Source organism: Metabacillus sp. KH_069, assembly GCF_057838075.1.
Genome location: NZ_CM174460.1, coordinates 2,308,787 through 2,322,489, shown reverse-complemented (window position 1 = coordinate 2,322,489; position 13,703 = coordinate 2,308,787). Strand labels below are relative to the sequence as shown.

The window sequence follows — 13,703 nt, the reverse complement described above, 5'->3', positions numbered from 1 at the left end:
GAAGTGCGCTAAACCCCACAGTTAAGGTGTTCCGCACATGGTTTATATAGTATAATAAGGTCAAAATGCACAAAGGAGAATGCTGAAATGATTCATCAAGATTGGCTGAACAAAGAGACCATTAAAGTGGTAACATGCAAACATACAAATGCAGAAAAATACATGGTAAACCGTGTTTTAACAGCTGGGAATACATATGAAGTTAAAAACGAAACAGAAGAATTTTACTTTGTCATTGATAATAACGGCAAAGTGAGCGGCTTCTATAAGGATTATTTTGAAGAGAAATAAACGTAAAAAGCCATCTGATTAAATTCAGATGGCTTTTTTGCATGTGTTACAAGGCGGTTCCGCTTTTCTATTGTCCAGCTCCACCTCCCAACTCCTCGGCCAGAACGGCTCATCCAGTAAAGGCAAAAAGCGCCTTCACTGGATGAGCCTTATCTGTCTGTCGGAGCTAAACAGGCGCTTCCGCTTTTCTATTTACCGCTGAAGGTTAATCCAAACACTCTTCACTTCAGTGTAATTAGACAATGCATAGGATCCCATTTCGCGTCCCAGTCCGGATTGCTTGTAGCCGCCGAACGGTGAGGCAGCGTCAAATGCATTGTAGCAGTTGACCCAGACCGTTCCTGCTTTTAATTTGCTTGCTACGTAATGGGCATTGGCAATATCCCTTGTCCATAATCCTGCTGCAAGTCCAAACTCACTTTGGTTGGCGCGGTTAATCACTTCATCCAGATCGTCATACGGCATAGCAGCAATAACCGGTCCGAAAATTTCTTCTCGTGCGATGGTCATTTCATCTTTAACTGCCGCGAAAATGGTAGGCGAGACGAAATATCCGTTTTCTGATGGAGAGCCGCCGCCGGTTAAGATTTCAGCGCCTTCTTCTACACCTTTTTGAATATAATTCAGCACGCGGTTTTGCTGTTCATCTGAAACAAGGGGACCGATTTGTGTTTCGGGCTCAATACCTGCACCCTGGCGAATATTTTTCGCATGGGAGACCATGTCTGACACAACGTTATCATAATGCTTCTTTTGAATGAAAACGCGTGATCCTGCACAGCAAACCTGGCCTTGGTTGAACATAACCCCATTAAGAGCCCCAGGTACTGCTGCTGAGAGATCGGCATCAGGAAGAATGATGTTCGGCGACTTGCCGCCAAGCTCAAGTGTTACGCGCTTCAGCGTTTTTGATGCTTTTTCCATAATCATTTTGCCGACAGGCGTAGAACCTGTAAAAGCAATTTTATCCACATCAGGATGCATGACAAGCGCGTCTCCAGCTGTTTCGCCATAGCCCGGAACGATGTTGACAACTCCTTCAGGGAATCCAGCTTCTGCAATCAGCTCAGCTAAATATAAAGCTGAAAGAGGCGTTTGCTCTGCCGGCTTTAAGACAACTGTACATCCTGTTGCAAGTGCAGCGCCCAATTTCCACATCGCCATTAGAAGAGGGAAGTTCCAAGGAATAATCTGTCCGACTACACCAAGAGCTTCATGTCTTGTGTAATTGAAAAATTGCCCGCTTACCGGAATGGTTTGTCCGACAATTTTAGTTGACCAGCCTGCATAATATCTCATATGTTCAATCGCGAGCGGAACATCGGCATTTTTTGTTTCATTAATTGGCTTTCCGTTATCAAGCGTTTCAAGCTGTGCCAGCTCTTCTTTATTTGCTTCCATTAAATCAGCAAGCTTGTACATCAGTCTGCTTCGTTCAGCAGCGCTCATTTTAGACCATGGGCCCGCGTCGAACGCTTTTCTTGCAGCTTTAACAGCAAGATCAATATCAGCCTTGTCGCCTTCATAAACGGATGCAAGCGTTTCCCCTGTGGCGGGGTTTGGAGTGTTGAACGTCTTTTTAGATACACTCTCTACAAATTCCCCATTAATGAACAGCTTTTTCTTTCCCTGCAGAAATTTCTCCAGCTTTTCTCCAACTTTCAATGTAGCTTGACTCATAAATAATCAGCCTCCTAAATAATATTGGTGAAAATATATGTAGAAATCATGCTGAATACGGGCAAGCAGACTGCCCGTTATAGCGCCACATAAATGTAAGCGATTACATTAAAATGATATACTAAAAATTCTTAATTTACAATATATAAGTCTTTGTTATCTATTAAAATATGAATATCTCAGAAATGATTGGGTGGAGTGATAGAAATAAAATTATTGCTTGAGGAGCTTATTGAGTTTTTTTAAGAAGATTGCCGCTCAAAAAAATGCAAAAGAGAGAAATAGAAGGGGCTTGGGCTCAACTAAAGGCAGCATCCAGCATTTTAAGGGGCAAACACCTTTTGAGCTTTCATAAGAGTACAGAGCCTGATGACGGATTCGGTAATGATTTAGCTGTTCATCGCTCTGCAGTTGATTTTTATTAAAAACATTTACTCGCCAGAAAACAGTTCCATGGCTCAAACCGGCCAATCAGGATATGGAGCGGGCAATTAATGTCAACAGACATCCTTCAGACTAGATGTCTGTTTTTCTCTTGGATGGATAAAAATAAGGTGAGAAAATAAATGAAGTTTTCATAAGTATCACATTCAAATCTTTCGAAGAAGCTCTGCAGCTGTTTTTCACTGACTGTGTCCAATATTCCTGACATTTCAATTGGATAACGATGCTGCTCAAAAAAATTCCCAGCTCCAAATTCCTTAAAAAGATCTTCCATCATAATCATCCTTTCCTGTTACCAGTATGAAGCAGATCCACTTTTTCTAAACAGAAAGTTTATGCCGGCCTTTTTAGTGGAAAGGTGTAAGAGATTCATGCCAAAGCGTGTTAATTTTTCATCTCTCAGGAAACCATATAAATGAGTAAGTGCAGGTTCCCTGTTCTTATTTTAATATGTGAACGCCTTAGAATGGATACTCAGACTATGTAAACAGAAAGGAAATCATCATGATCGGTATACTTCTTGCATTAATTCCTGCTGTTGCCTGGGGAAGCCTTGTGCTTGTCAGTGTAAAGCTTGGAGGAAATGCCTACAGCCAAACGATGGGCATTACTATCGGAGCGTTTTTATTCTCACTTGTCATGTACTTTTTTTCAAATCCGGACCTGACTCCACTCGTCTGGTCAATCGGGATTGTCTCAGGTATCTTTTGGACCGTTGGACAGTTAAATCAGCTTGCAAGCGTCAAACACATCGGGGTCTCTAAAACCGTTCCCATTTCAACAGGAATGCAGCTGATCGGAACAACATTATTCGGTGTTTTGCTCTTTAAAGAATGGGACACAAAAATGACGGTCATTCTTGGCAGCATCGCTATTCTTTTCATTATTGGAGGTGTAGTCTTAACTTCAATCGGGCAAAAAGATGACAAAGATGCAGGCAAAAGCCTTAAAAAAGGGTTACTGATTTTATTTATTTCATCATTAGGGTACATAGGCTATGTCATTATCATCAGATATTTTAAAATTGACGGCTGGGCAGCCATTTTGCCGCAGGCGATCGGGATGGTGGCGGCAGCAGCAGCTTTAACAGCCAGACATAAGCCATTTGATAAATTTGCACTGCGCAATATCTTAACAGGGTTAATGTGGGCAGCAGGAAATTTGGGACTGCTTCTTGCTCTTCCAAAGATCGGAGTCGCTACAAGCTTTTCTCTTTCGCAGACAGGCATTATCATTTCTACGCTTGGCGGAATTTTTCTGCTGGGAGAAAAGAAAACGAAAAAACAGATTATCTTTGTCATTATCGGCTGTGTCCTGATTATTGCAGGCGGAGTCTTGCTGGGTTATACAAAACGCTAGGAGGAATTCATTATGTATCCGAGTTTAAAAGGAAAAGTGGTGGCTGTTACAGGTGCTTCTTCTGGCCTTGGAAAAGCCATTGCACAGCGCTTTGCTGCAGAAGGGGCAAAGGTAGTGGTTAATTATCTGACTGAGGATGACAAACCTGATCTTGTCATTGACGAAATAAAATCAAATGGCGGTGAGGCTTCAAAAATACAGGGAGATGTTTCACAAGAGCACGATGTAAAAAGAATTGTTCAGTTTGCTGTTGAAACTTATGGAACGCTTGATGTAATGGTGAACAACGCAGGTATTCAAGCGGAAATCCCAACAGAGGAGCTTACGCTTGAAAGCTGGAACAAAGTGATTCAGACGAATCTGACAGGGGCATTCCTTGGAAGCAGGGAAGCAGTAAGGCATATGCTCGATCATAATATTAAAGGCTCCATCATTAACATGTCATCTGTTCATCAGCAGATTCCCTGGCCTCACTTCGCACATTATGCAGCAAGCAAAGGCGGCATCAAGCTTTTGACTGAGACACTGGCTCTTGAGTATGCCTCGTCCGGAATTCGTGTAAATAATATCGCACCTGGAGCGATTGATACCCCAATTAATGCAGAAAAATTTGCAGATCCCGAAGTTAAAAAAGATGTCATTGATCTGATCCCGATGGGGTATATCGGAAAACCTGAAGAAATTGCTGCCTGTGTAGTTTGGCTTGCTTCATCTGAGGCAAGCTATGTAACGGGAATTACCCTTTATGCAGATGGGGGCATGACGAAATACCCAAGTTTTCAGGCTGGAAAAGGTTAAGTTTGCGAAAAACCCGCAGTCGCTATGGAACTGCGGGTTTCCTGTGTAATTTCTTAACTAGGTACTTTATCCTTTTCAAAAGTAAAGAAATGTTTATAATTGATATATATGTAAGAATGCTTTAGGGGGAAAACTTGATTGACAAATAAAACAACTATATTAGAAAATATGAACGTTTACGCGCTGCTGAACAGCATCGGTGAGGGTCTCATATTTGCAGATAATGATTTTAAGATCATTTGGTTCAATGATACGGCAAGACGGTTATTAGAAACAGTCGGTCCGTACGTTGGAATGGAAGATCCAGAAGATTTTATTGGCTGCAATATTCAAAAGTTTCATGGCGAACGTCAGCAAAACATCCTTGCCAACGGACCTTTTCCTCATAGCGGACAAATTAAATTATTTAACCGATACACAGCGCGAATTGTTGTTGACCGATTAAGGGATCACGAAAATCAGGAATCGGGCTTCATCTTAACATGGCGCGATGTTACAGAATATGAAAATGTGATTGAAGAAGGAAAAGCATTACTTGAAGAAATGTATACACCTATCATTGGAACGGCTCTTGATTCGACTTTATTAATAGCTCTGACCGGAACTCTGACTGAAGTAAGAATGGAAAACATGAAAGAAAAAATTCTTCAGGAAACGTCTAAACGGCATGCGGACTATATCATATTTGATTTCACCGGCATAGGAGAAACATTTGAAGAGACTATTTCCTTTCACTTAAATCAAATTGTGGAAGCTCTCCGGCTGATGGGCACTGAGTCAATATTTGTCGGACTGAATCCAAAACTAGTTCAGCATATTACTTTAAACGGCATAGCCCTTAATGTCCGCACGTTTCAATCTTTTAAACAGGGGATTCAATTTATATGGAAAGAAAAAGGATATCACCTTCAAAAAATCAACGATTAGCCACTATTGGCTTATCGTTTTTTTTTGTGAATAAAAATGCCATTTTTGCAGAAGATAAGGGCGATGAAATGAATGGAGGAATGCTGTCATGAAAAAAAGAAAGCTATTAATCGGTGCATCCATCGCTCTATCCCTTTTAATAAGTGCAGGATGCGGAATGGATAATAATGCACGTGAAAATGATAATATAATGAACAATGAGCTGAAAAATGTCACGTATGACGAACAAACAAATGAACAGAACCGATTGGCTGTTGCGGATGATGCCGCGAAAAAGGTTGCCGACTTGAAGGAAATTAAATATGCGAACGTAATTGTTACAAATAATAATGCTTATGCTGCAGTAGTTCTGGAAGGCGATCCTAAAGGGAAGCTATCAGATGACCTTAAAAACAGGGTAGCAGATCAGGTCAGATCCACAGACCGGGAACTAGACAATGTATATGTATCAGAAAATCCGGACTTCTTTGACCGTATGAAGGATTACGGGGATAAAATCCGCAGCGGAGAGCCGGTTGCCGGCCTGGCAGATGAATTTAACGAAATGATTAAGCGTGTTTTCCCTCAAGCGAAATAAAAAGAATCAAACAGACCGGAGGCAATATTATAAGGTCTGTTTTTTTCTTTTTGAAAAGGTTTTTCCACATCTTTATTAGGGCATATAAAGAAAGCTATGATCTTAATTTAGGAGGAGTCTTATTGTCACGTTTTCGTCTTATGAGGCTGAAAAACAAACGGCCGCTGCTTTTATTACTTATTATTATTATTTTAACAGGGACGGTTATTTATCAGAGCTATAAACCTCTGCCGGAAAATATCTCCTATGAAGGAGATGTTCACAAAGTTGAAGATGTGGATTTTTTGTATGACTTAACATACAAAATAGAAGGCCGGGTTGAAGCGGATCAAATGATTTTTGATGCGATTTATAAAGCGATTGATGAAGCGGAAGAATTTATTGTCATTGATTTGTTTTTGTTCAATGGCTACTATGATCGGGGAGAAATCTACCCTCAAGTCAGCAAAGAACTTTCAGAGAAACTTCTTCAGAAAAAAAAGGAAAATCCGAATTTGCCAATCGTCTTTATTACGGATGATATCAATACTTCGTATGGATCACATCCATCTAAAGAATTAGAAGCTTTTAAAAAAGCCGGTATTGACGTAGTTATGTCAGATATGAATGCCTTGCGAGATTCAAACCCGCTTTATTCAAGTGTATGGAGAACATTTTTTCAATGGTTTGGCCAGTCAGGCCCCGCATGGCTTTCTAATCCATTCGGAGAAACAGCTCCTGATATGACATTCAGATCTTATTTGAAACTATTTAATGTAAAAGCCAATCACCGAAAAGCAGTCGCAACGGAAAAAACAGCCATTGTGTCATCAGCGAACCCGCATGATGCGAGCGGTTACCATTCTAATGTAGCGTTCCAGGTAAGCGGGAATGTGATTGCGGATGTGCTCGAATCAGAGCAGGCAGTCTCAGAGTATTCCGGAGGGCCAAAACTGCCGGTATATGAGAAAAAGAACGATGAGAAGGGGAATATTAAAGTACAGGTTTTAACAGAGGGAAAAATTTATAAACGCCTGCTTGAAACGATTCGAAATGCGAAGAAGGACGATGAGATTTGGATTGGAATGTTTTATCTCGCAGACCGCCAAGTTATAGATTCTCTGGTTGCTGCTTCTAATCGCGGAGCAGAAATTAAAATGATTCTCGATCCGAATCAAAATGCGTTTGGTCAGGAGAAAATCGGCATTCCGAATCGTCCGGTCGCCGAAGAACTCTTAGAAGATACAAACAAAAAAATTGAGATTAGATGGTACAATACGACAAAAGAGCAGTATCATCCCAAAATGCTCTACATAAAAAGCAAAGAAGAAGCAACTATAATCAGCGGCTCTGCCAACTTTACTCAGCGGAACCTTGATGACCTCAATCTTGAAAATGATCTTAAAATTGCGGCTCCAGCCGATGAGCCAGTCATGAAAGAAGTAGAAGCTTATTTTAAAAAACTATGGACAAATGACGGTGCTGATTACACACTGGATTTTGAAAAATACAGAGATGACATGCCGTTTATTAAACGGGCGATTTATGCTGTTCAGAAATTTTTCAGATTTACTACCTTTTAACTCTGGCGAAAAAGCCGGAGTTTTTTTCATTTTGCGGAGGGATTTATGAAGCTGAAAGCTAATTATATAGCAGAGGTGAAATCAGATGAAACTGACAGAATACACGGATAGAAGTCTTTTTATTGAACTAGCTGAACCTTTCCTATTAAAAAATGAAGCGGAAAACAACCTTACCCTTGGACTAATAGGTGCTTTTAAACGTACCATTCCTGCTGCGAATGTCTATACCGCTGCAGTGGAAGCAGATGGAGAGCTTGCGATGACGCTGCTGATGACACCTCCGCATAATTTAATCCTGTCTTTTAATGACGATGTAATAACTGAGAACCTTCTCCATGAAACGATTCGGACACTGGTTATGAAGGATATACATATCCCTGGTGTGGTCGGGGAAAGGATATGGACAGAGGCATTTGCGAAAATATGGTCTGCCGAAACAGAAGACAGAGCTGAAATTGTAATGGAACAAAAGATCTATCTTCTTAAAGAAGTAACGGAACTAAAACGCAGTGACGGGGAATTTGTTTTGGCAGAATTAGGCCATTTGCCGCTGCTGACCGAGTGGATGATGGATTTTATGAATTATACGAACGAGCCTCCGATTACAGCGCTGCAGGCGGCAGGGAGAATGAAGCAGTTTATTGCAGAGAAATCCGTTTTTCTTTGGATGGCAGATGATAAACCGGTATCGATGGCGAAGAAATCAAGGTCCACTAAAAATGGAATTTGCGTATCGCTGGTTTATACTCCTGATGAATTCAGAGGCAAAGGGTACGCAAGCAGCTGCGTGGCTGAGCTTAGTGAGCTTCTGTTAAAAGACTTTTCCTTTTGCACACTCTATACAGACCTCGCAAACCCGACATCAAACAGCATTTATCAAAAAATAGGCTATCAGCCGATTCAAGATTCGATCATGATTTCTTTTTCTTAGGCTCTTTTCGTAAACTTTATTGCTTTTAGACTAAATGTTGTAAATCTTAGTGGATTGCCAGCGGAAGGAACGGACAACATTTATCATCAAAACAACGATCTATGCGAAAACAGCCTTATCTTAAAACGGCGCTTTCATTTGGAAAGCGTTTTTTTATTTGTCATTTTCGCACCATATTCTTGATTAGCACCCTATTATCGTGTCAGAACCGGGAATGGCACCCTAAGTCATACTAGCTTTCAAAGCCAACCTTTATAAATAGGGAATCCATCAGAGAGTTAGACGGTTTCATTCTTTAACAAAAGTGGAAATTAAAGGACAAAGGCGGTGAGAGGATGAAAACACAAGTATTGGTAATCGGCGGCGGAGTAGGCGGTTTAACAGCAGCTTTGAAACTTGCAAAATGCGGTATTGATGTGTGTGTGGTTGAGCAGACAAAAGGATCGGCTCACAAGTACAAAGGAGAATTGCTGCAGCCGAAAAGCCTTGAAATTTTTCATCAGCTTGGTCTGAATAAGCCGATTCTGGAAGCCGGACATCAAATAAATGAAATTGAAATGAATGAAATGAAACGGAAAAAAGGAACTTATGTAAAGCTTGGAACGGCCACTATGCGATACAGCATAATTGAGAGCGAATACAATTATGCCCTCATGATTCCTCATGAAAAGCTTAAAGAAATGCTGCTTGAAAAAGCGAAAGAGTATCCGGCTTTTCATTATATACAGCCTGCAAAGTTTAAAGAATTCAAAGATCAGGCGGCTGTTGTCACAAGCAATAAAGAAGAATTTATCATTGAGGCCGATTATTACATTGGAGCGGAGGGAAGGAGATCAAACGTCAGAAAAGCCATGAATGTAAAATTAAATGAACATGAATATGATCATCATTTTTTAACCGTCACGTTTGAAAGACCTGAGTCTATGACAGAGGGGAAAATTATTTCAACACCGCACGCATTTCTCGGTCTATTTCCGCTTCCGGACAATCAAGTCAGAACTGTTTATCTCATCCAGTCAGGAGAATATCAATCGTTAAAAGAACGGGGAATTGAACATTTTCATAAGAAGTATATTGATTTGTGCCCGGAACTTGATGGCTACGTGACGAAACTTAAAGAATGGAAAAACATTCAGCTGATGATTCCCATTCATTTTCATGCAGAGACCTATGTAAAAGATAACATGGCCATCATAGGAGATTCTGCACACAGTGTTCATCCCATGGCAGGTGAAGGAATGAACCTAGCCATACAGGACGGGGATGTACTGGGAGAACTCCTGTGCTGGATGTACAAACATGATGAACACCATCCTGAAAACTTAGTATGGTATGAAAAAGTCCGCAAATCCCGAGTGGATTTTATCTTAAATTTAAGCCACTTATCGGCCCTTGCTTACTCAAAGCCGTTTCGTTATTTCGGATCGCTTAGAAATAGAAGTCTCAAACAGATGACAGAAGATGAAAAGCTCCACACGAAACAAATGCTGAACATTTCAGGACTCGGCATTTGGAAAGAGTCGTTTTTTGACCGTCTTGTTCAAATTGGCATGCTGCCTCCCAGAACCCTTCAGAATATTGAACTGCTGCATACAAGGTATATGTTTACGTATGAAAATGACTATCCATGGGAAGTGAAGGGGAGGTACAGCATATGATTATCGCTGAATATGTACGCTTATTTAAAGCAAGAAACTGGATGAAGCGCAATATGCCTTTTTTGTACAGCTGGCACGCATATGTAGGGTATGAACTGGACTTGTTTGAAATCTTCAAATCACCAAAAACGATCGATGAAGTGGCAGCAATCCATTCATTAGAACTGGAACTGCTCGAGCGATGGGTTGAGGTTGGGGTATCCATCAAATACTTAAAAGAAGTTTCCAAAAATCGCTTTAAGACATCAAAGAGCTTTATGCTGCCGGACAGCAAAAAAGATCCAAAATCAGTCGGAATCCTCCTTAAAGAAATGATGGAGCTTCACATCCCTGCATTATTAACGTATCCTGCGATTATGAAAACAGATGAAAGGCAGACATTTGATCATGAACAGCACGGAACGACAGTCGCAAAGACCTCTTCCTTGCTTGAGCAGCTCGCTTATCCTAAACTGATTCAGCTCGTGAAAAAGAATCATATTCAGTCGATTGTCGACGTTGGCTGCGGACACGGAGGCTATTTACAAAAACTATCTCAAGCACTCCCTGAAATAAAGCTGACAGGGATTGAGATCAATGAAGAAGTAGCTGACGAAGCTGCGGGCAGATGCAGCGACATTCCAAACATCTCTATTACATGTATGGATGTTGAGGAATGGAGGGCAGATTCACCGGCGGATTTAATTATGATGAATAACTTGCTTCATTATATTTCTCCTGATAAAAGAGTCAGTGTGATCAAAAATCTAAGCACCTGTCTTTCTTCAAGCGGAATGATCTCAATTATTACCCCAATACGGAAACCCAAGCACGGCAAACAATTTTCAAGTGTATTTAATAGTTTCTTTACTGCTTTTGATAATCTTTATGCTCTGCCGACAAAACAGGAGCTTTCTTCCATTGCAGAACAATCCAATATGAAACTGAAAGGCTTAAAACCCATTATTCGTGAAGGCGGCTGGTATTTTGCCACTTTCGTTAAAAAGGGATGAAGGATTCAGGTTTATTTAATGAAGAAAACCGTAAAATGCAGATAGAAAACGGGTAATAAATTGCACGGCAATTTGTATCCGTTTTTTTGCTGAAAAGTGAATGCTTTTGAAACAACGGTCAAAGTCTTATTAATCTATTTATAGGAGAAAAAAGACAGAAGAGTTTAAAATTGTCTCATAAACTTAATAGAGATTATACTAAGTAGGAAATTATCCTTTAATTGTTTAGAGCTTTTTCTGGAAGAATTTTTTGACGTTTTCTCCGTTTTAGATCAGACGGTAAATAAAAGGTGTCTATTATTTCTGTTAGCCTTTTACAGCATCTCTTAATGAACAAATTAGTCAAGCTCAGGAAGCTATTCAGGAATTATTTGTTCAAATTTTTCAAATGATTGATGCTTAAAATTTATAATTGTTGATGCGAAAATCACAGCTCATTGGATTGGAGAAATCAAAATGAAACTGAAAAATAAAACGGCTTTAGTCACAGGTGCATCAAAAGGACTCGGGAAAGTGATTGCAGCGGAACTGGCGTTAATGGGGGCAGACGTTTATTTGAATTATGCGCACTCAGATGATCATGCAAAAAAAGTTCAAAAACAGATTGAACAAGCTGGCGGAAGAGCTTTTCTCGCAAAAGGAGATATCACCAGCGAGGAAGGTGTCCGCCAAGTCACAATGGACCGGACATTTGATATTCTGGTCAACAATGCAACAGGGCCTCAGCCAGAGCTTTCAATTGAAGAAGCAAACTGGGAAGACTATGAAGATCAGCTGAAATTCTTTGTAAAAGCACCATTCTTATTACTAAAAGCTGTTCTGCCCGGTATGAAAAAACAGAGAAACGGATCGATCATCAACATTGGCAGTGAAGTCATTTCACTTGGCAATCCGTCATTTTCTAATTACGTAACGGCAAAATCAGCGATGCTTGGGATGACGCGTTCCTGGGCAAATGAACTTGGAGAATATGGAATTCGCGTCAACCTTGTTAATCCGGGCTTTATTCCGGTTGAACGGCATGAGAACGTTCAAGCAGCGGATATTCAAGCGTATCAATCAACCATTCCGCTTAAACGAATGGGGACTCCGGAAGACATAGCGAGGACAGTGGCTTATCTTGCCTCTGAAGACTCAGCTTACATAACAGGCCAATCCATTTCTGTAAATGGCGGAAATACGTTTGGCATATAAACAATGGACCAGCTTATAAAAGCTGGTCCATTGTTTCTGTAATCCTTAAAAAGAAACGTTCAGTTTCAGGGGCGTCTGCGAATTTTGCCTGTGCCTGCTTTTCGCTGCCTCCGCCTTTTCCATCGAAATCAGCGAGATTGCTTTTAAATAAGGAACCGGCATGAACAGTGCCTTTTTGTGAGAAAAGGACGCAATTTTCACTGATGGAACCGAGAAGGGCATATTGCTTTCCATTTTCTAATAATCGGGAAGCAATCATTTGGAGCTCTTTAATCGTTTTGTTTTCAAACAGCTTATGACCAAAGGGGCCATCTTGTTTCATTTCCAATCTTTCAGCAGTAAAAGCGGCATTTTCTGCTCTCAGCTGTTCTGCTTCTTTTTTTAGCATCTTTGTTTCTTGATCCATTGCTGTTAATCTTGCAGAAATCTCATTTGCGGACGTCTGAAAGAACTGACCTGCAAATTGAATGGTTTCTTGAATGCTCTGATAATCGGAAAGAGCGCGTAAGCCGCATTTGAAATGAAGGCGGATCATGCCTTTTTGTTTTTCTGACTTAATCAGCTTAAGCAATCCGATTTCTCCAGTGCGTTCAACGTGTGTGCCGCAGCAGGCAGAAGTGTCAATGCCTTCTATTTGAACAATCCTGATCTTTTCTTTCACGTCTGGCCATTTTCTCAGCGGCAAATCACGAAGTTCTGTTTCTTCTGCGAAAAACGTATGTATTTTTCTATTTTCAAAGATATATTGATTCGTTTTCTCCTCTATAAACTTCATTTGCTCAGGAGTTAAATGAGGCGTCCTTAAATCAATTGTTACCGTGTCAGATCCTAAGTGGAAGCTTTCTGTATGAAAATCATATAATTCTATGCAGACAGCAGATAAGAGATGCTGACCTGAATGATGCTGCATATGATCGATTCTGCGTTTGCTGTTTATTTTGCATGTTACTTCATTTTCAGATGGAAAGGCAGAGACGATATGATAGATTTCTTCGCCATTTTCTATAAGGCCAGCGATTTCAATATGATCAATGAAGCCATGATCAGAAGGCTGTCCGCCGCCTTCTGGATAAAAAGCGGTTTCTTTTAACTTGACCAGTTTTAATCCATTGCGTTCTTCCGTTTCTGTAACCGTTGTTTTCCACTCAAATGTTTTAGGGGAGGTATAATATAACTTCTCATTCATCTTAAGCATCCTCTCAAAAATCTTCTCTTTGTTATTGTATCAAACTCTGCCTATTCACATAAGAGAGAGGATGTATTGTAAAGATTTGAGGAAAATTCGTCATG

13 protein-coding genes are annotated in these 13,703 nt (G+C 40.4%); 10 read left to right on the top strand and 3 right to left on the bottom strand.

The annotated features are described in order from the left end of the window. Positions 1-87 precede the first annotated feature (87 nt). Positions 88-291, top strand: a complete 204-nt coding sequence (locus AC3ISE_RS11495) for a DUF6501 family protein (RefSeq protein ID WP_070875904.1) — start codon at positions 88-90, stop codon at positions 289-291. 192 nt (positions 292-483) lie between these two features. Here the strand turns inward: AC3ISE_RS11495 and AC3ISE_RS11490 are convergent, their stop codons facing one another. Continuing rightward, complete coding sequence (locus tag AC3ISE_RS11490) at positions 484-1,971, bottom strand: aldehyde dehydrogenase family protein (protein WP_489221060.1); 1,488 nt, start codon at positions 1,969-1,971, stop codon at positions 484-486. 511 nt (positions 1,972-2,482) lie between these two features. Next, on the bottom strand, positions 2,483-2,692 hold the full coding sequence (locus AC3ISE_RS11485; RefSeq protein ID WP_489221059.1) for a hypothetical protein: 210 nt from the start codon (positions 2,690-2,692) through the stop codon (positions 2,483-2,485). A 230-nt stretch (positions 2,693-2,922) separates the two neighbouring features. Here AC3ISE_RS11485 and AC3ISE_RS11480 point away from each other — a divergent pair, with 230 nt between their 5' ends. From AC3ISE_RS11480 to AC3ISE_RS11440, 9 genes are all read left to right on the top strand, one after another. Next, positions 2,923-3,774, top strand: a complete 852-nt coding sequence (locus AC3ISE_RS11480) for a GRP family sugar transporter (protein ID WP_489224320.1) — start codon at positions 2,923-2,925, stop codon at positions 3,772-3,774. 12 nt (positions 3,775-3,786) lie between these two features. Further along, positions 3,787-4,572 carry a glucose-1-dehydrogenase gene (locus AC3ISE_RS11475; RefSeq protein ID WP_489221058.1) on the top strand — a complete coding sequence of 262 codons (786 nt, stop codon included), beginning with the start codon at positions 3,787-3,789 and terminating at the stop codon, positions 4,570-4,572. Between the two features lie 138 nt (positions 4,573-4,710). Then, complete coding sequence (locus AC3ISE_RS11470; protein ID WP_489221057.1) at positions 4,711-5,499, top strand: STAS domain-containing protein; 789 nt, start codon at positions 4,711-4,713, stop codon at positions 5,497-5,499. Between the two features lie 88 nt (positions 5,500-5,587). After that, positions 5,588-6,076: a YhcN/YlaJ family sporulation lipoprotein gene (locus AC3ISE_RS11465; protein ID WP_489221056.1), complete on the top strand. Its 489-nt coding sequence runs from the start codon at positions 5,588-5,590 to the stop codon at positions 6,074-6,076. A gap of 122 nt (positions 6,077-6,198) precedes the next feature. Then, complete coding sequence (locus tag AC3ISE_RS11460) at positions 6,199-7,638, top strand: phospholipase D family protein (protein ID WP_489221055.1); 1,440 nt, start codon at positions 6,199-6,201, stop codon at positions 7,636-7,638. A gap of 85 nt (positions 7,639-7,723) precedes the next feature. Then, a complete protein-coding gene (locus AC3ISE_RS11455; RefSeq protein ID WP_489221054.1) occupies positions 7,724-8,569 on the top strand; it encodes a GNAT family N-acetyltransferase in 846 nt (281 codons plus the stop codon). 335 nt (positions 8,570-8,904) lie between these two features. After that, a complete protein-coding gene (locus AC3ISE_RS11450) occupies positions 8,905-10,227 on the top strand; it encodes an FAD-dependent oxidoreductase (RefSeq protein ID WP_489221053.1) in 1,323 nt (440 codons plus the stop codon). Continuing rightward, on the top strand, positions 10,224-11,219 hold the full coding sequence (locus tag AC3ISE_RS11445; RefSeq protein ID WP_489221052.1) for a class I SAM-dependent methyltransferase: 996 nt from the start codon (positions 10,224-10,226) through the stop codon (positions 11,217-11,219). The genes AC3ISE_RS11450 and AC3ISE_RS11445 overlap by 4 nt, the downstream gene beginning before the upstream one ends. A 456-nt stretch (positions 11,220-11,675) precedes the next feature. After that, entirely contained in the window at positions 11,676-12,413 is a 738-nt protein-coding gene (locus AC3ISE_RS11440; protein ID WP_489221051.1) for an SDR family NAD(P)-dependent oxidoreductase, read from the top strand. Positions 12,414-12,426: 13 nt separating this feature from the next. Here the strand turns inward: AC3ISE_RS11440 and AC3ISE_RS11435 are convergent, their stop codons facing one another. Next, entirely contained in the window at positions 12,427-13,599 is a 1,173-nt protein-coding gene (locus tag AC3ISE_RS11435) for an alanyl-tRNA editing protein (protein WP_489221050.1), read from the bottom strand. Positions 13,600-13,703 lie beyond the last annotated feature (104 nt).

Excerpts from the sequence above, each read along its gene's own strand:
- AC3ISE_RS11475 (WP_489221058.1), top strand. The coding sequence starts at position 3,787 with ATGTATCCGAGTTTAAAAGGAAAAGTGGTGGCTGTTACAGGTGCTTCT.
- AC3ISE_RS11485 (WP_489221059.1), bottom strand. The coding sequence starts at position 2,692 with ATGATGGAAGATCTTTTTAAGGAATTTGGAGCTGGGAATTTTTTTGAG.
- AC3ISE_RS11445 (WP_489221052.1), top strand. The coding sequence starts at position 10,224 with ATGATTATCGCTGAATATGTACGCTTATTTAAAGCAAGAAACTGGATG.
- AC3ISE_RS11495 (WP_070875904.1), top strand. The coding sequence starts at position 88 with ATGATTCATCAAGATTGGCTGAACAAAGAGACCATTAAAGTGGTAACA.
- AC3ISE_RS11465 (WP_489221056.1), top strand. The coding sequence starts at position 5,588 with ATGAAAAAAAGAAAGCTATTAATCGGTGCATCCATCGCTCTATCCCTT.
- AC3ISE_RS11440 (WP_489221051.1), top strand. The coding sequence starts at position 11,676 with ATGAAACTGAAAAATAAAACGGCTTTAGTCACAGGTGCATCAAAAGGA.
- AC3ISE_RS11450 (WP_489221053.1), top strand. The coding sequence starts at position 8,905 with ATGAAAACACAAGTATTGGTAATCGGCGGCGGAGTAGGCGGTTTAACA.
- AC3ISE_RS11490 (WP_489221060.1), bottom strand. The coding sequence starts at position 1,971 with ATGAGTCAAGCTACATTGAAAGTTGGAGAAAAGCTGGAGAAATTTCTG.
- AC3ISE_RS11455 (WP_489221054.1), top strand. The coding sequence starts at position 7,724 with ATGAAACTGACAGAATACACGGATAGAAGTCTTTTTATTGAACTAGCT.
- AC3ISE_RS11435 (WP_489221050.1), bottom strand. The coding sequence starts at position 13,599 with ATGAATGAGAAGTTATATTATACCTCCCCTAAAACATTTGAGTGGAAA.